This window comes from Saccharopolyspora sp. CA-218241 (assembly GCF_050954615.1).
Classification (GTDB): domain Bacteria; phylum Actinomycetota; class Actinomycetes; order Mycobacteriales; family Pseudonocardiaceae; genus Saccharopolyspora; species Saccharopolyspora cebuensis.
In genome coordinates this window covers 1,405,512-1,423,783 of the sequence record NZ_CP191860.1, presented here as the reverse complement: position 1 = coordinate 1,423,783, position 18,272 = coordinate 1,405,512, and the positions used below count along the sequence as shown (strand labels likewise).

Below are 18,272 nucleotides of genomic sequence, written 5' to 3'. Positions count from 1 at the left end.
GTCAGTCGCGGGCCAGCACGGCGCTGAAGTTCCGCCCGCACATGCTGTTCAGCGACGCGTCGCGGAGAACGGCCTGGATGCCCCGGAAGGCCTTCGGGTCGTTCTTCGCCAGCGCCGCGTGCCCGCTCCAGACCAGCACGTGCTCGCCCTCGGGCAGCCACGACAGGTCGGTCAGGCAGTCGTAGAGGGCGTCGAGGTTGCGGCCGGTCCACTCCGGGAAGTTCATGGCCGCCGCGATCCCCTCGAGGGTCGTCCGCTTGTTGACCAGTTCCGCGCCGTCGACGACGTGCACGGCCGCACCCCGCTGCTCCGCTTCGGCAACGGCCTGGTGGGTCGTCACGTCAGCGGAGGGCTGTTCCACCTCGCTCACCGCCGGCTCCTTCCCCACCTTGCTGGCCCACTTCGTAGCAAACATCGCACTCAACCATCGGCGTCGACAACGACGAATGATCCGTCATGATCGTTGTTGTGGCAAAGCTCGGACCTGTTCGCGGTGGCCGACCGCCGCGTTCTCCGCCGCAGCGGGGCCCGGGACCGGCACCGCGCGGTCGTGGCTCGACGAGCCCGGCCGCGAGTCGTCCGGAGGCAGGGGCGAGCGGCCCGGCGGGGCCGAGGCCCGGTCCGCCTCCGGAGGCAACTCCGCCAGGTTACGCACTGGAAGCCGGAATTCCACAGCCCCCGGCGCCGAGTGCTCCGAAGTCCCGCTTCCGGCGTAGTCGCGGACGAACCAACCGATGACGACGAGGGCGATGAGGCCCACGAGCGCCACCGAGATGCGCTTGCGCGAGCTCACGCCGCGGTCCCCTTCCGCCCGGCGGAACCGTCCCGGCGGACCGGCGGTTCCGCGTCGCGGACCCGGGTGAGCCGCGCGCCCAGGCCGTCGATGCCGCGATCGATGACCCGCGCGAGCACCCAGGCCAGCGGGACCAGGACCGCGAACACGAGGGTCACCTGCAGCACGTAGGGGAGCTGCACGAGCCAGAGCTCGACGCCGTCCCACCACTCGACCAGCCATGCCAACACAGAGCGTCAGAGTACGCCCGGTTCAGCGGCCCGCGACGGCGGCCTGACCCCGACGTGGTCACAGCCCGTGCGCACCACACCGGACCGAGCGGGCGCGTCACGCGTCCGGGTGAGAGGTATCAGACGGTGCCGGAGCGCTCCCGGATCGAGCCGATGATCGCGCCGAAGTCCAGCGACCCGCCGCCCTCGTCGTTGAACCGCTGGTAGAGCTCGGTGGCCAGCCGCCCGACGGCGGTGTCGGTGCCGCTCTGCTCGGCGGCCGAGGCGGCCAGCTTGAGGTCCTTGAGCATCAGCGCCGCGGCGAAACCGGGTTCGTAGTCGTGGTTGGCCCGGCTGGTCTCCACCAGCCCCGGCACCGGGCAGTTGGTGGTCAGCGCCCAGCACTGGCCGGTGGAGACCGAGGCCACGTCGTAGAGCGCCTCCGGCGGCAGGCCCAACCGCTCGCCGAGCACGAACGCCTCGCCGACGGCGATCATCGAGGCGCCCAGGATGAGGTTGTTGCACATCTTGGTGACCTGGCCGTTGCCCGCCCCGCCGCAGTGCACGACCTTGCGGGCCATCGGCTCCAGCACCGCCTCGCTGCGCCGGAAGTCCTCCTCGGCGCCGCCGACCATGAACGTGAGGGTGCCCGCCTCGGCCCCGGCGGTGCCGCCGGAGACCGGCGCGTCGATCATGCCGAAGCCCGCGGCGGCGGCCTTCTCGTGCGCCTGCCGCGCGTCGGCGACGTCGACGGTGGAGGAGTCGATCAGCAGCGCGCCCGGTTCGGCGGCGGTGAGCACCTCGTCGAGGCATGCCAGCAGGTGCCGACCGCCGGGGAGCATGGTGATCACCGCCTCGGCGCCGCGCACCGCCTCGGTCACCGAGGGCACCACCTCGACCCCGTGGCCCCCGGCGGCCTCCAGCGCCGCCGGAGCCAGGTCGAAGCCCCGCACCCGGTGGCCGGCCCGGACCAGGTTCGCCGACATCGGGCCGCCCATGTGCCCCAGCCCGATGAATCCGATGACAGCCATCGTCACTCCTCCTCGGTACCTCCGTCGCCGACCGGCGACCGGCCTACAGCACCAGTTCCCCGTCCGGGCGCGGCGCGAAGAACTCCGCCACCCGGGCATCGTCGACCTCGGCGAGCTCGGGCGGCGACCACCGGGGCCGGTGGTCCTTGTCGACGAGCGTGGCGCGGACGCCCTCCACGAAGTCGCCGATGCGCACGCACGCCATCGACACCCGGAACTCCTGGCGCAGCGCGTCCTCCAGCGAGCCGAAGTCCGTCCGCAACGAGCGCAGCGCGACCTTCAGCGCGGTCGGCGACTTGGCGCCGATGACCTCGGCGGCGGCGTGCGCGGCCTCCTCCGGGCGGTACCGCAGCCGCTCCAGGATCTGCTCCACCGAGTCGGCGGAGTACGCGGCGTCGATCCAGTTCCGGTGCGCCGCCAGGTCGGACTCGGGCGGCGGCGTGGCGTACTTGGCCAGCGCGGCGTCGACGTCCCCGGCGGCCAGCGCCTCGACGAGCGCGGGCAGCTCGGAGCTCGGCACGTGGTGGTCGGCCATCCCGGCCTGGATCGCGTCGGCACCGGTGATCGGCGCCGCGCTCAGCGCGAGGTGGGTGCCCAGCTCGCCGGGCGCGCGGGACAGCAGGTAGGTGCCGCCGACGTCGGGCACGAACCCGATGCCCACCTCGGGCATCCCGATGCGGGAGCGCTCCGTGACCACCCGGTGCGAGCCGTGCGCGGTGATCCCGACGCCGCCGCCCATGCAGATGCCGTCCATCAGGCCGACGACGGGCTTGGGGTAGTTCGCCAGCGCGCTGTTGAGCCGGTACTCCTCGGCCCAGAACGTCGCGGGCAGCGATTCGTCCCCGGCCGCGGCGGCGTCGTGCAGCGCGCGGACGTCGCCCCCGGCGCACAGCCCGCGGTCCCCCGCCCCGTCGATCAGCACCGCGGTGATGTGCCCGGCGTCGCGCCACCGCTCCAGGGCCTCGGCCATCGACCGGACCATGCCCAGCGTCAGGGAGTTGAGCGCCTTGGGGCGGTTGAGGGTGATCCGTCCGAGCGCGCCCTGCTCGTCCAGCAGGATCTCGGGCTCCGTCATGATGCCGACTCCTCGTCGCGGACGACCGCCGCGGTCACGGCGCCTCCAGCAGCCCGCGGGAGATGATCATCCGCATGATCTCGTTGGTACCTTCCAGGATCTGATGCACCCGCAGGTCGCGGACGATCTTCTCCAAGCCGTACTCGGCAAGGTATCCGTAACCACCGTGGATCTGAAGGGCCTCGTTGGCCACCGCGAAACCCGCGTCGGTGGCCAACCGCTTGGCCATCGCGCACAGCCGGGTCGCGGCCGGGTCGCGCACGTCCAGCGCCCAGGCTGCCCGCCACAGCAGCAGCCGGGCCGCTTCGAGCTCGGTGGCCATGTCGGCCAGCTTGAACCGCAGCGCCTGGAACTCGCCGATCTTGCTGCCGAAGGCGCTGCGCTCCCGCACGTAGCCCAGGCTCTTGTCCAGCGCCGCCTGCGCACCGCCGAGCGAGCAGGCGGCGATGCTGAGCCGTCCGCCGTCCAACCCGGCCATCGCGATCTTGAACCCGATGCCCTCCGCGCCGAGGCGCTGGTCGGCACCGACCCGCACGCCGTCGAAGGTGACCTGCCGGGTGGGCTGGGCGTTCCAGCCCATCTTGCGCTCGTTGGCGCCGAAGGACAGCCCCTCGGCGGCGCCGTCCACGACGAAGGTGGAGATGCCCGCGGCGCCCTCCTCGCCGGTGCGCGCCATCACCACGTAGACGTCGGAGGAGCCGCCGCCGGAGATGAACTGCTTGACCCCGGTGAGCACGTACTCGTCGCCGTCCCGGACCGCCTTGGTGCGCAGCGCCGCCGCGTCCGAGCCGGCCTCCGGTTCGGTGAGGCAGTAGCTGGCCAGCCGCTCGGTCGCGCACAGCGACGGCAGCCAGCGCGCCCGCTGCTCGTCGGAGCCGAAGCGGTCGATCATCCCGGCGCACATGTTGTGGATCGACAGGTACGCCGCGATCGACGGGTCGCCGGTGGCCAGCGCCTCGAAGATGAGCACCGACTCGAACCGGCTGAGCCCGCTGCCGCCGAAGCGCTCGTCGACGTAGACGCCGCCGATGCCGAGCTGACCCGCCTCGCGGATCACCTCGACCGGGAAGTGCTTGTCCTGGTCCCACCGCACCGCGTCCGGCGCGAGCCGCTCGGCGGCGAACTCGCGGGCGGTCCGCTGGAGGTCGCGCTGGTCCTCGGTCAGCTCGAACGGCGACGCGGGCCCTGCTACTGCCGCAACGGACATCTCCACTCCCTTCCGCCGGCGCGGTGGGCGGTTCCGGGCCGCCCGGCGCCGGATCAGTGCATCGTCGGGATGGTGAAGCTGGCGCTCTCCTTCAGCCCGGAGGGCCAGCGCGAGGTCACCGTCTTGGTCTTGGTGTAGAAGCGGACCGAGTCCGGCCCGTGCTGGTTGAGGTCGCCGAATCCGGAGCGCTTCCAGCCGCCGAAGGTGTGGTAGGCGATCGGCACCGGGATCGGCACGTTGACGCCGACCATGCCGGTGTTCACCCGCGAGGTGAACTCCCGCGCGGCGTCCCCGTCGCGGGTGAAGATCGCGACGCCGTTGCCGTACTCGTGCTCGCTGGGCAACCGGACCGCCTCCTCGAAGTCGGCGGCGCGCACCACCGACAGCACCGGCCCGAAGATCTCCTCGCGGTAGATCCGCATGTCGGTGGTGACCCGGTCGAACAGCGAGGCGCCGGTGAAGAAGCCGTCCTCGTGCCCGTCGAGCCGGAAGTCCCGGCCGTCGACGAGCAGTTCGGCGCCTTCCTCGACGCCGACCCCGACGAGGTCGCGCACCCGCTCCCAGGCCTGCCGGGTGACCAGCGGCCCGAAGTCGGCCTCGGCGTCGAAGCTGGTGCCGATGCGCAGGCCGCGGACCCGCTCGGCGAGCTTGGCGACGAGCGCGTCGGCGGTGGCCTCGCCGACCGGGACGGCGACGGAGATCGCCATGCAGCGCTCCCCCGCCGAGCCGTAACCGGCGCCGATGAGCGCCTCGACCGCCTGGTCGAGGTCGGCGTCGGGCAGAACGACCAGGTGGTTCTTGGCGCCGCCGAAGCACTGCGCGCGCTTACCGTGGTCGGCGGCGGTCGAGTAGATGTACTGCGCGATGTCGGAGGAGCCGACGAAGCCGACCGCCTCGACGCGCGGTTCGGTCAGCAGCGCGTCGACCGCCGCCTTGTCGCCGTTGACGACGTTGAACACGCCCGGCGGCAGCCCGGCCTCGACGAACAGCTCGGCCAGCCGCAGCGGCACCGAGGGGTCGCGCTCGGACGGCTTGAGGACGAAGGCGTTGCCGCAGGCGATGGCGGGCGCGGCCTGCCACAGCGGGATCATCGCGGGGAAGTTGAACGGCGTGATGCCCGCGACGACGCCGAGCGGCTGGCGCATCGAGTAGACGTCGATCCCGGTGCCGACGTTGTCGCTGTACTCGCCCTTGAGCAGGTGCGGGATGCCGACGGCGAACTCCACGACCTCCAGGCCGCGCTGGATGTCGCCCTTGGCGTCGGGCAGCGTCTTGCCGTGCTCGGCGGAGAGCAGCCGGGCCAGCTCGTCCATCTCGTCGTTGACCAGTTGCAGGAACCGCATCAGCACCCGGGCGCGCTTCTGCGGGTTCTGCGCGGCCCAGTCCCGCTGCGCCTCCGCCGCGCCGGTCACCGCCGAGACGACCTCGGCGGAGGAGGCCAGCGGGACCCGCGCCTGCACCTGACCGGTGTTTGGGTCGAAGACGTCGCCGAACGCACCCGAGGTGCCGGGCACCCGCTTGCCGCCGATGAAGTGTCCGAGCTCGTTGGTCATACCGCGCACCCTCCGCCGTACCGCCGTGGATTTTACTAGGAGGACAAACCTTCGGGGCTCCGATCATTCCCGAGATTCAGCCATTCGCAACAGGGTGTTCCCCGTCACATCACCGGTTCAGCGGTTTGACCGACTGTCGACAGTCAACAAAGCTGCTCCGCAGGATCACGGAAGGAGGCGTTCTCGATGGCTGCACCGCACGCGGCACCGAGTTCGTTCGACGAACGGGTGGACACCGCGCGACAGGCCGCGCACCGGATGCGGCACCACATCCTGAACATGGGCGAAGCCCAGGGGCAGGGCTACGTCGGGCAGGCGCTGGGCGTGGCCGACCTGCTCGCCGTCGTCTACCGGGACCGCCTGCGGTACCGGGCCGACGACCCCGAGTGGCCCGACCGCGACCGGTTCCTGCTCTCCATCGGCCACTACGCCATCGCGCTCTACGCCGCGCTGGCCGAGGCGGGCACGCTCGACGTCGCGGAGCTGGAGACCTACGGCGCCGACGGCAGCAGGCTGCCGATGTCCGGGATGGCCTCCTACACGCCCGGGATGGAGATCTCCGGCGGCTCGCTCGGGCACGGGCTGACCGTGGCCACCGGGATGGCGCTGGGCCTGCGCCACCAGGGCAACCCGGCGCAGGTGTACAACCTGCTCTCCGACGGCGAGCTGAACGAGGGCTCGACCTGGGAAGCCGCGATGGGCGCCGCGCACCACCGGCTCGGCAACCTCACCGCGATCGTGGACCTCAACGGCCTGCAGGCCGACGGCCCGACCGGCACCGTGCTGTCCGCCGAACCCGTCGTCGACAAGTGGCGGGCCTTCGGCTGGTACCCGGTGCGGGTGGACGGCAACGACGTGCCCGCGCTGCTGCGCGGCTTCGAGGAGCTGGCGGCGGCCCCGGCGGACCAGCCGCGGGTGCTGCTCTGCGACACCCGGATCGGACGCGGCGCGCCGCTGCTGGAGACCCGGGAGAAGGCGCACTTCATGCGCATCGAGGAACACGAGTGGCAGCTCTGCCGCGACCAGCTCGACGAGGTGAACGACCGATGACCCGCCGCCTGACCACCTCCGCGATGATCGCCTCGTTCGTGGACGAGGGCATGCGGACCACGCCCGCCCCGTTCGGGCACGCCCTGGCCGCCTTGGCGGAGCAGCGGCCCGAGGTCGTCGGACTGACCGCCGACCTCGGCAAGTACACCGACATGCACATCTTCGCCCAGGCCCACCCGGAGCGGTACTTCCAGGTCGGGATGGCCGAGCAGCACCTGCTGGGCGCGGCGGCCGGGATGGCCGAGGTCGGGCTGGTCCCATTCGCGGCCACCTACTCGGTGTTCGCCACCCGCCGCGCCTACGACTTCCTGTGCCTGGACATCGCCGAACCCGGGCTCAACGTCAACGTGATCGGCGGGCTGCCCGGGCTCACCACCGGCTACGGCCCCAGCCACCAGGCCACCGAGGACGTCTCGCTGCTGCGCGGCGTGCCGGGTCTGACCATCGTGGACCCCTGCGACTCGGTGGACATCGAGCAGGCGGTGCCGCAGCTCGCCGCGCACCCCGGCCCGACCTACCTGCGGCTGCTGCGCGGCAAGGTGGCCACGATCCTCGACGAGTACGACTACCGCTTCGAGCTGGGCAAGGCCGCCGAGCTGCGGCCCGGGCGCGACGTCGTGCTGGTCTCCAGCGGCCTGATGACCATGCGCGCGCTGGCCGCCGCCGAGGAGCTGGCCCGCCACCACGTCGACGTCTCGGTGGTGCACTGCCCGACCATCAAGCCGTTCGACGCCGGGACCGTGCTGCGCGCGGCCGACACCGACCGGCTGCTGGTGACGCTGGAGAACCACTCGGTCGTCGGCGGGCTGGCCGACGCGGTGGCCACCGCCCTGGTCACCGGCGGCAAGCCCCGCTCGCTGGTCCCCATCGGACTGCCGGACGAGTTCCTGGCCGCGGGGCCCTGCCGACCCTCCACGACCGCTACGGCCTGTCCACCGACAAGGTCGTCGAACGCGTCCTGCACGAACTGTCCTGACCCCCCGACCGGGTGAACATCACCCGTTCTCGCCATGAGTGAGGGGCACCCTTGCCCAACAGGACCAAGGGTGCCCCTCACTCAGCTCACGAAAGGGTGGCGTCAGAGGAGGGCCGGGGCCAGTTCGCTCCACTGCTGCCGGGCGAGATCGTCGGAACCGGTGAGGACCTGGACCGCGACGTGCTCGGCGCCGGCGTCGAAGTGCTCGCGCACCCGCCGCAGCACCGCGTCCTGGTCGCCCCAGGCGACCACGGCGTCGATCAGGCGGTCGCTGCCCCCGTCGGCGAGGTCGGCATCGGTGAAGCCCAGCCGCCGCAGGTTGTTCGCGTAGTTCGGCAGTCCGAGGTAGACCGCCACGCCCTCGCGCGCGATGCGCCGGGCCTCGTCCGGATCGGTCTCCAGCACCACCTTCTGCTCCGGGGCCAGCAGCGGTCCCCGGCCGAGGATCTGCCGCGCCTGGGCGGTGTGCTCCGGGGTGACCAGGTACGGGAGCGCACCCGCCGTCCGCTGCCCGGCGACCTCCAGCGTCCTGGGCCCGAGCGCCGCCAGCGCCCGGGCGTGGTGCGGCAGCGGCACCGACTGGGCGTCGAGCTCGTCGAGGTAGGAGCGCACCTTGGTCAGCGGCTTGCGGTAGCTGTGCCCGTGCTGCTCGACCAGCGGGGCGTGGCTGCTGCCCAGCCCGACCAGCAGCCGCCCCGGGCGGGACCGGTCGACGCGCTGGTAGGCGGCGGCGACGTCGGCGGGCGAGTACAGCCAGACGTTGACGATGCTGGTGCCCACCACCAGCCGCTCGGTGGCGTCGAGCAGGCCCTCCGCGGTGGCGAGCCCGCCGTGGGCGTTGCCCAACCACAGCGTGCCGAAGCCGAGCTCCTGGATCTGCGCCGCCGCCTCGCGGTGGTCGGAGCGGCCCGGGTCCCAGAACGCCTCGGCGATCCAGAGACCGATCCTGCCGAGTCCGAGCGCCATGCGAATCCTCCTGTCGCCTGATCCGGTGCCCTCAGGATGGCCCAGCGCCCGGGACCCGGCAACGAAGCGCCGCCGGAGCGGCTCGGGCGAGCGGACCGCCCGCCCGCGCGGGGACCGGTGACGTCGTCGGCCGTCGCGACTCGCCTCGCCGACCACCCGCCGCTCAGCGGGTCCGGAAGTGCGCGTCGAGGATCGCGGCGAGCTCGCCGGACAGCGGCGGTTCGTCGCCCGCCGAGATCCAGGCGTAGGCGTCGTGCTCGGTGAGCCGGATGTCCCCGGCCGGGATGACCTGGACCGACCAGGTGTGCTGGCGTTGCCTCGTCCCGCTGCGGGTGGTGTAGTCGAAGGAGCCGAGGTAGTCGGTGATCCGCTCGATCCGGTAGCCGGTCTCCTCGTCGACCTCGCGGTGCAGCGCGGGGATCAGCTCCTCGCCCGGGTCGACCTTGCCGCCGGGGAACTCCCACTCGCCGCCCCGGAACTCGCCCGCGGGGCGGCGCAGCAGCAGCACCCGCCCGCCGACCTCGACGACGGCCGCCACGATCTGTTGCCCGATGCCGTCCGCGTCGTCCTGGCGGTCCAGCTCGGCGATCTCGACCGGACGCATCGACCACACCCCTCCCGGTCGCCCCACCGTACCGGCCGCCGTCGGAGCCGCGAGCCGACGCGGGATCGGCTACCGCGTGCGGTTCTCGTAGGCGGTGAGCCCCGCGACCTTCGCCGCCGAGGCCGACTCCGGGTCGAAGCGGTGCGCCAGCCACTCGCGCACCAGGGTGCGGGCGAGCTCCAACCCGATCACCCGCTGGCCGAGGGCGAGCACCTGGGCGTCGTTGCTCAGCACCGAGCGCGCCACCGAATAGCTGTCGTGCGCGGTGACCGCGCGGACGCCCTTGACCTTGTTCGCGCTGATCGCCACGCCGAGGCCGGTGCCGCAGATGAGCAGCGCCCGGTCGGCCTCGCCGCGCGCGACCTGCTCGGCGGCGGCCACCGCGACGTCCGGGTACGGGGTGGTCTCGCCGTCGGTCACCCCGACGTCGGCCACCGAGGCGACCCGGGGGTCGGCGGCCAGGTCGGCCTTGAGCGCTTCCTTGTAGGTCAGGCCCGCATCATCGGCCCCGACCACGATGCGCAGCGGTGCGTCGCTCACTTCTCCTCCAGTCCAGCGGCGATGGTCTCCACGATCAGCGCGAACGAGACCGCCCCGGCGTCGGGCGTCCCGGCGCTGCGCTCGGCCAACGGCCGGGCGCGTCCGCGCTTGGGCATGAGCGCGGCGGTGTCCTCGGCGGCCCGGCGCGCCTCGGCGGCGGCCTCCGGCCAGCGGCGCCCGGCGGTGAGGGCGCGGGTGAACGGGACGAGGGCGTCGACCATCGTCTTGTCCCCGACCTCGGCCCCACCGGTGCGCCGGATCGCCTCGGCGAACGCCTCGACGGCCGCCGCCCCGCTCACCGGGGTGGGCGCGGCGGTGTCCCCGAGGCGCTCCCCGGCGGCGCGCAGGCCGGTACCCCACAGCACCCCGGAGGTGCCGCCCGCCTTCGCCGCCCAGGCGTCCCCGGCCTCGGCCAGCACCGATCCCGCGCCGGCCCCGGCGGCCAGCGCGGCCGAGGCGGCCTCCAACGCCGCACCGGTGCCGCGGACCATGCCGCGCCCGTGGTCGCCGTCGGCCGCGACGGCGTCGATCCGGCCGAGCTCCTCCTCGGCGGCGGCGATGGCCCGGCGGACCGCGTCGAGCACGTCGACGGCCACCGCCGCGCTCGCCCGGGACTCCTCGGTCGCCTCCCAGCTCCGCTGCCGACGGGCGGTTCCGCGCCGCTGCCGGGCGGGTTCGGCGCCCGGGGCGGGCGGGGCGCCCTTGCGGAAGGCGGGGGCGTCGGCGGGGGCCCGCCAGCACCGCTCCAGGTCCTCGTCCAGCCACACCAGGGTCAGCGAGATGCCCGCCATGTCCAGGCTGGTGACCAGTTCGCCGACCTCCGGGTCGACGACCTCGCACCCGGCCTCCCGCAGCCGCCGCGCGACCCGGGACCACACGACGAACAGCTCCTCGTACTTGGTGCCGCCGAGCCCGTTGAGCACCGCGCCGACCCGGCCGCCCTGGCTCGGCGCCTCGGCGAGCACGCCGTCGACGAGGACGTCGGCCACCTCCTCGGCGCTGCCGAGGTCCACATCGGACACCCCGGGTTCGCCGTGGATGCCCAGTCCCAGCCCCATCTTCCCGTCGGGGACGGTGAACAGCGGGGTGTCCTGGCCGGGCAGCGTGCACCCGGCGAAGGCGATGCCGAGGGTGCGGGTGCGCTCGTTGGCCAGCCGGGCCAGGCGTTCCACCTCGTCGAGGTCGGCGCCCTCCTCGGCCGCCGCGGCGGCCACCTTGAACACCACCAGGTCACCGGCGATGCCGCGCCGCTGCTCGGCGCGTTCCGGTGGGGCGGAGGCGATGTCGTCGGTCACCACCACGGTGCGGCAGTCGATCCCCTCGGCCCGCAGCCGCTCCTGCGCGATGCCGAAGTTCATGGTGTCCCCGGCGTAGTTGCCGAAGCTGAACAGCACCCCGCCGCCGAGGTCGGCCGCCCGCGCCACCTCGACGGCCTGCTGCGCCGACGGCGAGGTGAACACGTTGCCCACCACGGCGCCGTCGCAGAACCCGGGGCCGACCAGCCCGGCGAACGCCGGGTAATGCCCGGAACCGCCGCCGACGACCACCGCCACCTTGCCCTCCGGGCCGGGCGCGGCGCGGACCACGCCGCCGTCCACCCGGGCCGCGCTGCGGGCGTGCAGCTCGCAGAAGCCGTCCAGGGCGTCCTCGGTGAACGCCGCCGGATCGTTGAACAGCCGTGTCATGCTCGCCTTCCGTGGTTGAAGGGCAGGATGCGCCATCGCTGAGCCGTGTTTCAGGAAGCGGCGGATCCGCTTCGCGGTGAAGCACGCGTCCGGCGCCGCTGCGGGTTCTCGGTCGTCGCCTCGCGAGGACGCCCTGACGCTGTGTATGGGGATGCATGAGGAAGGGCGCCCGGAGCGAGGCGGCGACCGAGATTCCGCCACCCGCACCGCTACGCGAGCCATCGACGCAGAACAGCTCCTAGACGACCAGGCTGGCGGCCAGCACGAGGCCGAGCGCCACCACGCCCATCAGCGACTGGGCGACGGTGTAGACCTGGAACGCGCCCCGGGTGGACAGTCCGAGCAGTCCCCGGAACATCCAGAACGTGTTGTCGTTGACGTGCCCGCCGAAGCTCGCGCCCGCCGCCGCGGCCAGCACCACCAGCACCGGGTTCACCCCGAGGGTGTCCACCACCGGCAGCAGCAGCGTCCCGCCGGTGATCGCCGCGACCGAGCCGGAGCCCTGGGCGAGCCGCAGCAGCGCGGCCACCAGCCAGGCCAGCACCAGCGGGGACAGCGTGCTGGTGGTGAACAGCCCGGCCACGATGTCGCCGACGCCGGTCTTCGAGATGACCTCGCCGAGCGAGCCGGCGACGCCGTTGAACAGCAGGATGGTGCCGCTGGTGGCCGCGCCCTTGCTGATCGCCCGCTCCACCGCCTTCATCGACAGGCTGTAGGCGCAGATCACGCAGCCCAGCAGCAGGCCGATCAGCAGCGAGACGATCGGGTCGGACACCAGGGTCACCCAGCCGATCTCGGCGCCGGAGATCTCGGTGACGGTCCCGGAGACGATCAGCGCGAGCGGCACCACGATCGGCAGCAGCAGCACCGGCAGGGGCAGCCGCCTGCGCGGCTCCTCCAGGTCGGCCACCTCGATGTCGATGGAGGTCTCGATGTCGTCGGCCTCGTCCTTGGCCGGGTTCCAGGTGCGGCGCATCAGCAGGCCGTGCAGGAAGATCGAGATGATGATCGCCAGCACGCCGACGACGCCGCCGACCAGCAGCATCATGCCCAGCGAGGCGCCCAGCGCGCCGCTGACCGCCAGGGCGGCCGAGCCGGGCAGGATCATCAGCAGCCCGACTTCGAGCCCGATGGCCAGCGCGCCGCCGACCTTCGCGACGCTGATGCCGGTGCGGCGCGCGACCGACTTGGCGATGGGCGCCAGCATCACCAGCGCCACGTCGAAGTAGATCGCCGGGAACACCACGCCGGAGGACAGGCCGAGGGCGTAGGGCGATTTGCTCTTGCCGAACACGCGCAGGAACAGCTCGACGATCCGCTGCAACGTGCCGGTGGCCGACAGCAGCGAGCCCAGCAGCACGCCGAACCCGATGATGAGCCCGATTTCGGCCATCAGGCCGCCGAATCCTTCGGCGACGGCCGTGGTGGTGCCCTCGAAACCGAGGCCCGTGGCCAGTCCCAGGTAGAGCGCGCCCAGCACGAGCACGATGACCGGGTTCAGCTTGGCCGCGACGATCAGCGCGACGATGCCGACCAGCGCGATGGCCGTGTGCATGATGATGAGAGAAGGGGGCATGGCAGTGCCTTCCCGTGATCCTCGACGTTGAGGAGGCCCGGCGGGCGGGCAGGTGGAACTCCGGATCGCTCCCGGGGATGGTTCCGGGCGCTCCGGTGGCTGCGGTGGGCGAGCGGGTGGTCCGCTCGCGGTGGGGCCCGCGCCGCCGCGCGGGCCCGCTCGTCACTGGATGTGCGAGCCGCCGTTGATGTCGACGGTGGTGCCGGTGATGTACCCGACGTGCTCCCCGGCGAGGAAGGTGACCGTCGCCGCGACGTCGGCGGTGCGGCCGTTGCGCCCCACCGGGATGTCGGCGATCAGCTTCTCCTTGCGCTCGCCGGTCAGCGCCCCACCGGTGATGTCGGTGTCGATCAGGCCGGGGGCCACCGAGTTCACCACGACGCCGTGCTGGCCGACCTCGCGGGCCAGCGCGCGGGTCAGGCCCAGGATCGCGGCCTTGGCCGCCGAGTAGTGCGAGCCGCCGAAGACGCCGCCGCCGCGCTCGGCGCTGACCGAGGACAGGTTCACGATCCGGCCGTAGCCGCGCTCGACCATGCCCGGCAGCACCCGCTGGGTGACCAGGTAGGTGCCGGTGACGTTGACCTTGAAGACGAGGTCCCACTCCTGCTCGGTGATGTCCAGGAAGCGGGTCGGGCGGGTGATGCCCGCGTTGTTCACCAGCGCCCCGATGGCGGGCAGCTCGCCGTCCTCGACGGCGGCGATCGCCGCGTCCACCGAGGCGGCGTCGGTGACGTCGGCGGTCAGGCCCCGCGCCGGCACGCCGCACTCCTCGGCGACCAGCGCGGCGGTGCGCTCGGCGGCGGCGCCGTCGAGGTCGAGCACCGCGACGGCGAAACCGGCGCGCCCGAGGTGCAGCGCGGTCTCCCGGCCGATGCCGCGTTCGGATCCGGCGCCGGTGATGACGGCGGTGCGGGCGGTGTCGGACATGCTTTCTCCCTGTCGTAGGTGGTCAGGCCAGCGCCGGGTCGATGAGCGCGACGGCGCGGGCGGCTTCGGCTTCGCGGGCGGCTTCGGCGACGTCGTGGGTCTCCAGCTCCAGCACGTAGCGCGGCGTCCGACCGCTCCCGCGCAGCGCGCCGGTGACCCCGGCGAAGTCGGCGCGGCCGCGGCCGAGGCTGAGGTTGATCTCGCCGGGCCGGGCGTCGCGGAGGTGGACGTGCTCGACGCGCTCGGCGACGTCGCGGGCGAAGGCGACCTCGTCGATGCCGCCCGCGACGACGTGGCTGACGTCGAGCACGAATCCGGCGGAGTCGGCGGGGACCCGCTCCAGCAGCGCCTCGCAGCGCTGCCGGGTGTGGCAGAAGCGGAAGTGGTGCAGGCCCTCGACGAGCACCCGCACGCCGCGCGCGGCGGCGAGGTCGCCGAGCAGCCGCAGGCCCCGGGCGAGCCGGTCGAGGTCGGTGGCCTCGTCGACGAAGGGGTCGCGGTGCTGCGCCCCGCAGGGCACCATCAGCGCGGCGTCGAGCCGGGCGGCGAGGTCGACCAGCGGCCCGGCGGTGGCGCGCAGCGCGGCCTCGTCGAGCCGGGGGTCGTTCATCGCGCCCGCGTCGACGTTGATGGCCCAGGTGCGCAGCCCGGAGTCGGCGACGGCGGCCAGCACCTCGGGTGCGGCGGCGCCCAGCGGGGTGGGGATGTGGTCGCACACCCCGGGCAGCCCGCCGAGGTCGATCCCCTCGACGCCCAGCCCGGCGATGGCCCGCAGCGCCTCCGGCAGCGGGCGGTGCCGGAACGAGATCGTCGAGCAGCCCAGGTCCGGGTGCGTGCGACCCGGCGCTGCGATGCCGTTCGGGTTCATCGGCGACACTCCTTCGTGCTCGTGCCGGAGCAGTTAACCCATTTGGGTGGTCGACTGTCAACAGTCAACGGTCGGGTGAGTGCGCGGTATGCACTAGAGTGAGCACGGCTCCCGATCGGAAAGGCGATAACCGGTGTCCCTGGACGTCCCCGCACTGGCCGGCGTCGACCGGCAGACCTTGCGCGAGCAGAGCCTGCGCAAGCTCCGCGAAGCCATCAGCAGCGGCCAGCTCGAACCCGGCACCCGGCTGATCGAGACGGAGCTCAGCGAAGCCCTCTCGGTGTCCCGGGGCACGCTGCGCGAAGCCCTGCGCCACCTGGTCCAGGAAGGACTGGTGGTCGCCGACGAGCGCGGCAAGCTGCTGGTGCGGGCGCTGACCCCCGACGAGGTGCGGGAGATCTTCGCGGTGCGCGGCGCGCTCGAAGCGCTCGCCGCCGAGACCCTCTGCACCCGCCAGGACCGGACCGAGGTGGTCGCGGCGCTGCGCGATCTGCTCGACCGGTTGCGGGCCGAGGACTCGGTGCCCGAGCGGGTGGAGCTGGACCTCACCTTCCACCAGCGGCTCTGCGAGCTCACCGGCAACACCGCGCTGGTGCAGTCCTGGCGGCACCTGTCCGGGCTGACCCGCGCCACGATCATGCGCTCCGGCCCCGAGCAGGCGATCCGCAACATGGACTGGCAGCGGCACGCCCCGATCGTCGACGCCATCGAGGCGGGGGACGCCGCGCGCGCCCGCGCGGTCGTGCAGGACCACATGCGCGAAACGGCCGACCGGATCGTCGGAGCGCTCACCGCCCGGTGACCACCCCGATCGCTCGATCGTGTTGACTCGGCGGGGTGAACGTGCGCATCACGACCTTCGACCTGGCGGCGCGGCTCGACGCGGCCCGCGCGCTGGCCCGGACCGCGATGAGCGCGGCGGGGCAGCCCGGCGGCATCCTCATCGGCCAGTACTTCCACGAGGTCACCGAGCTCGACGGGCTGCTGGCCCTGGGCGCCTTCCACGACGACGAGCTGGTCGGGATGCTGCTCGGCTGGCCCACCGCCAGCCGCGACTGGTGGCCCGCGCAGGTGCGCCCCGACCTCGCCCAGACCGGGAACCTGCACTGGCTCGACGACGCCTTCGAGCTCGCCGAGATCCACGTGCACCCGGACCACCAGGGCCGCGGGCTGGGCGGTCGGCTGCTCGGCGCCGCCGAGGAGCGCATCCCGCAGCGGCGGATCGTGCTGGGCACCAACGCGATCGACAACCACCGCGCCAAGGAGTTCTACCGCCGCCGGGGTTTCCGCACCCTGACCGGGCCGTTCCGGTGGCTCGGCCTGCCGCTGCGGGTGCTGGTGCTCGGCCGGGAGATCGCGCGCTGAGCCGTCCGGGCGGGCTTACCATCCGTCCCATGCCAGAGGAGCCGGCCGACGTCTGGGCGATGGCCGACCTCGCGCTGCCCTTCGCGGTGCGCGTGGTCGCCACGCTGCGGGTCGCCGACGTGGTGCGGGACGGTCCGCTGCCGCTCGACGAGATCGCGCGGCGCTGCGGCGCGCGCCCCGACCCGCTCGGCCGGGTGCTGCGCTTCCTGGTGCACCGCGACATGTTCGCCGAACCGGAGGTGGACGTCTTCGGCCCGAACGCCACCTCCGACGCGCTGCGCTCCGACGTGCCGGAGGGCCCGCAGCCGTGGCTGGACCTCGACGGCGCGGTGGGGCGCGCCGACCTCGCCTTCGTGGAGCTCATCGAGCAGGTACGCGGGCACCACCCCGCCTACACCACCGCGTTCGGCCGCTCGTTCTGGGAGGACCTGGCGCACAGCCCCGAGCTCGCCGATTCCTTCGACTCCCTGATGGAGACCAAGACCCACGGGCTCGCCCCCGCCGTCGCGGCGGCCCACGACTGGAGCCGCTACCGCACCGTCGCCGACGTGGGCGGCGGGAAGGGCGTGCTGCTGGCCGAGATCCTGCGCACCGCCGAGGAGCCGCGGGGCGTCCTCGCCGAGCTCGAAGGGCCCGCCCGGCACGCCCCGGAGTACCTGCGGGACCAGGGCGTCGGCAAGCGCACCGAGGTGCACACCGCCAACTTCTTCGAGCCGCTGCCGTTCCGCGCCGATGCCGTGGTGCTGTGCGACGTGCTCGGTGACTGGGACGACGCCGACGCGGTGCGCATCCTGACCCGCTGCGCCGAGGCCACCACCGCCGACGGCGTGGTGCTGGTCGTCGAACTGCTCCCGGACACCGGGCGCATGTCCGAGTTCACCGAGATCGACCTGCGGATGCTGGTCTACGTGGAGGGCCGGATGCGCGATCTGGAGCGCACCGAGCGGATCGCCGAACGCGCCGGGCTCACCGTCGTGGACCTGACCCCGCTGGACAGCGGCTACTCGATCATGGAGTGCCGTCCGCGGCGGTAGCGGCGGGCAGCAGCTTCGCGATCTCGGCGCGCCAGCGGGGCGGCAGGTCGTCCAGCGCGGCGGCCACGTGCCCGGCCAGCTCCCGCCTGCCGCGCGCCCGGAAGGCGAACACGTCGGCCACCGCCACGCCGTGCGCGGGCCGGGACAGCACCTGCACCCGGTCCCCGGCGGTGATCTCCCCGGACTGCTCCACCGCCAGGTAGGCACCGGTGCGGCCGTGCTCGGTGAACCGCTTGATCAGGCCGGGCACGTCCCAGAAGCCCGTGAACACCCGGCACGGGGTGCGCGGGCCGGTCACCCGCAGCACCGCACCGCCGATGCGCCACCGCTCCCCGATCACCGCGGCCGAGGAGTCCACCCCGGACAGCGTGAGGTTCTCCCCCGCGTTGCCCGGCACCAGGTCGAGCCCGGTGTGCTCCGACCAGTGCCGGAGCTCCTCGACGTCGAAGGCGTAGGCGGCCTGGAACCAGGCGCCGTGGTGGTCGCGGTCGAACACCGCGTCACCCGCCACGCCGTCCGCGGCAAAGCGCACCGGCCCGGCGGCCGGGCGCTTGTCGATCCCGGACCGACCCAGCCGACCGGTCCACGGATCGGTGCGCACGACGGCGATGTTGACGGACTCCACGACGCTCACCCGAACAGCTTAGGAACCCCGACCCCGAACCGCGATCGAATTCCCGACCACCTCACACCCCACCACTGCACACCCGGCCACCGCACGCCCGGGCGCCACGCCCAACACGCCCGCCCAAGTCACACCCGCGCTCGTCGTCACCCGATAGTTCACTGAGTGAGGGGCACCCTTGCCCAACA

19 protein-coding genes are annotated in these 18,272 nt (G+C 73.1%); 5 read left to right on the top strand and 14 right to left on the bottom strand.

Translation table 11 applies throughout. The features are described 5' to 3' along the window. Position 1 precedes the first annotated feature (1 nt). The 6 genes from ACQP0T_RS07000 to ACQP0T_RS06975 all read right to left on the bottom strand — a co-directional run bounded on the left by ACQP0T_RS07000 (position 2) and on the right by ACQP0T_RS06975 (position 5,868). Positions 2–370 carry a barstar family protein gene (locus tag ACQP0T_RS07000; RefSeq protein ID WP_433871837.1) on the bottom strand — a complete coding sequence of 123 codons (369 nt, stop codon included), beginning with the start codon at positions 368–370 and terminating at the stop codon, positions 2–4. A 419-nt stretch (positions 371–789) separates the two neighbouring features. Beyond that, positions 790–1,023, bottom strand: a complete 234-nt coding sequence (locus ACQP0T_RS06995) for a hypothetical protein (RefSeq protein WP_433871836.1) — start codon at positions 1,021–1,023, stop codon at positions 790–792. 119 nt (positions 1,024–1,142) lie between these two features. After that, a complete protein-coding gene (mmsB, locus tag ACQP0T_RS06990; protein WP_433871835.1) occupies positions 1,143–2,033 on the bottom strand; it encodes a 3-hydroxyisobutyrate dehydrogenase in 891 nt (296 codons plus the stop codon). 43 nt (positions 2,034–2,076) lie between these two features. After that, complete coding sequence (locus tag ACQP0T_RS06985) at positions 2,077–3,108, bottom strand: enoyl-CoA hydratase/isomerase family protein (protein ID WP_433871834.1); 1,032 nt, start codon at positions 3,106–3,108, stop codon at positions 2,077–2,079. Between the two features lie 34 nt (positions 3,109–3,142). After that, positions 3,143–4,315 carry an acyl-CoA dehydrogenase family protein gene (locus tag ACQP0T_RS06980; protein ID WP_433871833.1) on the bottom strand — a complete coding sequence of 391 codons (1,173 nt, stop codon included), beginning with the start codon at positions 4,313–4,315 and terminating at the stop codon, positions 3,143–3,145. Between the two features lie 53 nt (positions 4,316–4,368). Next, entirely contained in the window at positions 4,369–5,868 is a 1,500-nt protein-coding gene (locus tag ACQP0T_RS06975; protein WP_433871832.1) for a CoA-acylating methylmalonate-semialdehyde dehydrogenase, read from the bottom strand. Between the two features lie 186 nt (positions 5,869–6,054). On the opposite strand from ACQP0T_RS06975, the gene ACQP0T_RS06970 reads away from it, so the two are divergent. After that, a complete protein-coding gene (locus tag ACQP0T_RS06970) occupies positions 6,055–6,918 on the top strand; it encodes a transketolase (protein WP_433871831.1) in 864 nt (287 codons plus the stop codon). Beyond that, positions 6,915–7,910 carry a transketolase family protein gene (locus ACQP0T_RS06965; RefSeq protein WP_433871830.1) on the top strand — a complete coding sequence of 332 codons (996 nt, stop codon included), beginning with the start codon at positions 6,915–6,917 and terminating at the stop codon, positions 7,908–7,910. The genes ACQP0T_RS06970 and ACQP0T_RS06965 overlap by 4 nt, the downstream gene beginning before the upstream one ends. Before the next feature lie 86 nt (positions 7,911–7,996). On the opposite strand, the gene ACQP0T_RS06960 is transcribed toward ACQP0T_RS06965, so the two are convergent. The 7 genes from ACQP0T_RS06960 to ACQP0T_RS06930 all read right to left on the bottom strand — a co-directional run bounded on the left by ACQP0T_RS06960 (position 7,997) and on the right by ACQP0T_RS06930 (position 15,060). Beyond that, positions 7,997–8,860, bottom strand: coding sequence for an LLM class F420-dependent oxidoreductase (locus ACQP0T_RS06960; RefSeq protein ID WP_433871829.1), 864 nt, complete (start codon positions 8,858–8,860; stop codon positions 7,997–7,999). Between the two features lie 163 nt (positions 8,861–9,023). Then, positions 9,024–9,464, bottom strand: a complete 441-nt coding sequence (locus ACQP0T_RS06955; RefSeq protein WP_433871828.1) for an NUDIX domain-containing protein — start codon at positions 9,462–9,464, stop codon at positions 9,024–9,026. A 69-nt stretch (positions 9,465–9,533) separates the two neighbouring features. Then, positions 9,534–10,004 (bottom strand): ribose-5-phosphate isomerase, encoded by a 471-nt coding sequence (locus ACQP0T_RS06950; protein WP_433871827.1) that lies wholly within the window; start codon positions 10,002–10,004, stop codon positions 9,534–9,536. Continuing rightward, positions 10,001–11,689, bottom strand: coding sequence for a dihydroxyacetone kinase family protein (locus tag ACQP0T_RS06945; RefSeq protein ID WP_433871826.1), 1,689 nt, complete (start codon positions 11,687–11,689; stop codon positions 10,001–10,003). The genes ACQP0T_RS06950 and ACQP0T_RS06945 overlap by 4 nt, the downstream gene beginning before the upstream one ends. Positions 11,690–11,927: 238 nt before the next feature. Next, complete coding sequence (locus ACQP0T_RS06940; protein ID WP_433871825.1) at positions 11,928–13,244, bottom strand: GntP family permease; 1,317 nt, start codon at positions 13,242–13,244, stop codon at positions 11,928–11,930. A 183-nt stretch (positions 13,245–13,427) separates the two neighbouring features. Beyond that, positions 13,428–14,192 (bottom strand): SDR family NAD(P)-dependent oxidoreductase, encoded by a 765-nt coding sequence (locus tag ACQP0T_RS06935; protein WP_345364726.1) that lies wholly within the window; start codon positions 14,190–14,192, stop codon positions 13,428–13,430. Between the two features lie 22 nt (positions 14,193–14,214). Next, a complete protein-coding gene (locus ACQP0T_RS06930) occupies positions 14,215–15,060 on the bottom strand; it encodes a sugar phosphate isomerase/epimerase family protein (protein WP_433871824.1) in 846 nt (281 codons plus the stop codon). Between the two features lie 133 nt (positions 15,061–15,193). Between ACQP0T_RS06930 and ACQP0T_RS06925 the strand changes: the two genes are divergently transcribed. The 3 genes from ACQP0T_RS06925 to ACQP0T_RS06915 are packed head-to-tail and all read left to right on the top strand — an operon-like array spanning position 15,194 to position 17,459. Further along, positions 15,194–15,862: a GntR family transcriptional regulator gene (locus ACQP0T_RS06925; RefSeq protein WP_433871823.1), complete on the top strand. Its 669-nt coding sequence runs from the start codon at positions 15,194–15,196 to the stop codon at positions 15,860–15,862. Between the two features lie 35 nt (positions 15,863–15,897). Then, on the top strand, positions 15,898–16,425 hold the full coding sequence (locus ACQP0T_RS06920; protein ID WP_433871822.1) for a GNAT family N-acetyltransferase: 528 nt from the start codon (positions 15,898–15,900) through the stop codon (positions 16,423–16,425). Positions 16,426–16,454: 29 nt separating this feature from the next. Further along, entirely contained in the window at positions 16,455–17,459 is a 1,005-nt protein-coding gene (locus ACQP0T_RS06915; protein WP_433871821.1) for a methyltransferase, read from the top strand. On the opposite strand, the gene ACQP0T_RS06910 is transcribed toward ACQP0T_RS06915, so the two are convergent. Continuing rightward, positions 17,434–18,093: an MOSC domain-containing protein gene (locus ACQP0T_RS06910; RefSeq protein ID WP_433871820.1), complete on the bottom strand. Its 660-nt coding sequence runs from the start codon at positions 18,091–18,093 to the stop codon at positions 17,434–17,436. The genes ACQP0T_RS06915 and ACQP0T_RS06910 overlap by 26 nt on opposite strands. Positions 18,094–18,272 lie beyond the last annotated feature (179 nt).

What these genes read in the sequence shown, in the direction of transcription:
- mmsB (WP_433871835.1), bottom strand. Translation starts at nt 2,033, where the DNA reads ATGGCTGTCATCGGATTCATCGGGCTGGGGCACATGGGCGGCCCGATG.
- ACQP0T_RS06985 (WP_433871834.1), bottom strand. Translation starts at nt 3,108, where the DNA reads ATGACGGAGCCCGAGATCCTGCTGGACGAGCAGGGCGCGCTCGGACGG.
- ACQP0T_RS06980 (WP_433871833.1), bottom strand. Translation starts at nt 4,315, where the DNA reads ATGTCCGTTGCGGCAGTAGCAGGGCCCGCGTCGCCGTTCGAGCTGACC.
- ACQP0T_RS06975 (WP_433871832.1), bottom strand. Translation starts at nt 5,868, where the DNA reads ATGACCAACGAGCTCGGACACTTCATCGGCGGCAAGCGGGTGCCCGGC.
- ACQP0T_RS06970 (WP_433871831.1), top strand. Translation starts at nt 6,055, where the DNA reads ATGGCTGCACCGCACGCGGCACCGAGTTCGTTCGACGAACGGGTGGAC.
- ACQP0T_RS06965 (WP_433871830.1), top strand. Translation starts at nt 6,915, where the DNA reads ATGACCCGCCGCCTGACCACCTCCGCGATGATCGCCTCGTTCGTGGAC.
- ACQP0T_RS06960 (WP_433871829.1), bottom strand. Translation starts at nt 8,860, where the DNA reads ATGGCGCTCGGACTCGGCAGGATCGGTCTCTGGATCGCCGAGGCGTTC.
- ACQP0T_RS06955 (WP_433871828.1), bottom strand. Translation starts at nt 9,464, where the DNA reads ATGCGTCCGGTCGAGATCGCCGAGCTGGACCGCCAGGACGACGCGGAC.
- ACQP0T_RS06945 (WP_433871826.1), bottom strand. Translation starts at nt 11,689, where the DNA reads ATGACACGGCTGTTCAACGATCCGGCGGCGTTCACCGAGGACGCCCTG.
- ACQP0T_RS06940 (WP_433871825.1), bottom strand. Translation starts at nt 13,244, where the DNA reads ATGCACACGGCCATCGCGCTGGTCGGCATCGTCGCGCTGATCGTCGCG.
- ACQP0T_RS06935 (WP_345364726.1), bottom strand. Translation starts at nt 14,192, where the DNA reads ATGTCCGACACCGCCCGCACCGCCGTCATCACCGGCGCCGGATCCGAA.
- ACQP0T_RS06930 (WP_433871824.1), bottom strand. Translation starts at nt 15,060, where the DNA reads ATGAACCCGAACGGCATCGCAGCGCCGGGTCGCACGCACCCGGACCTG.
- ACQP0T_RS06915 (WP_433871821.1), top strand. Translation starts at nt 16,455, where the DNA reads ATGCCAGAGGAGCCGGCCGACGTCTGGGCGATGGCCGACCTCGCGCTG.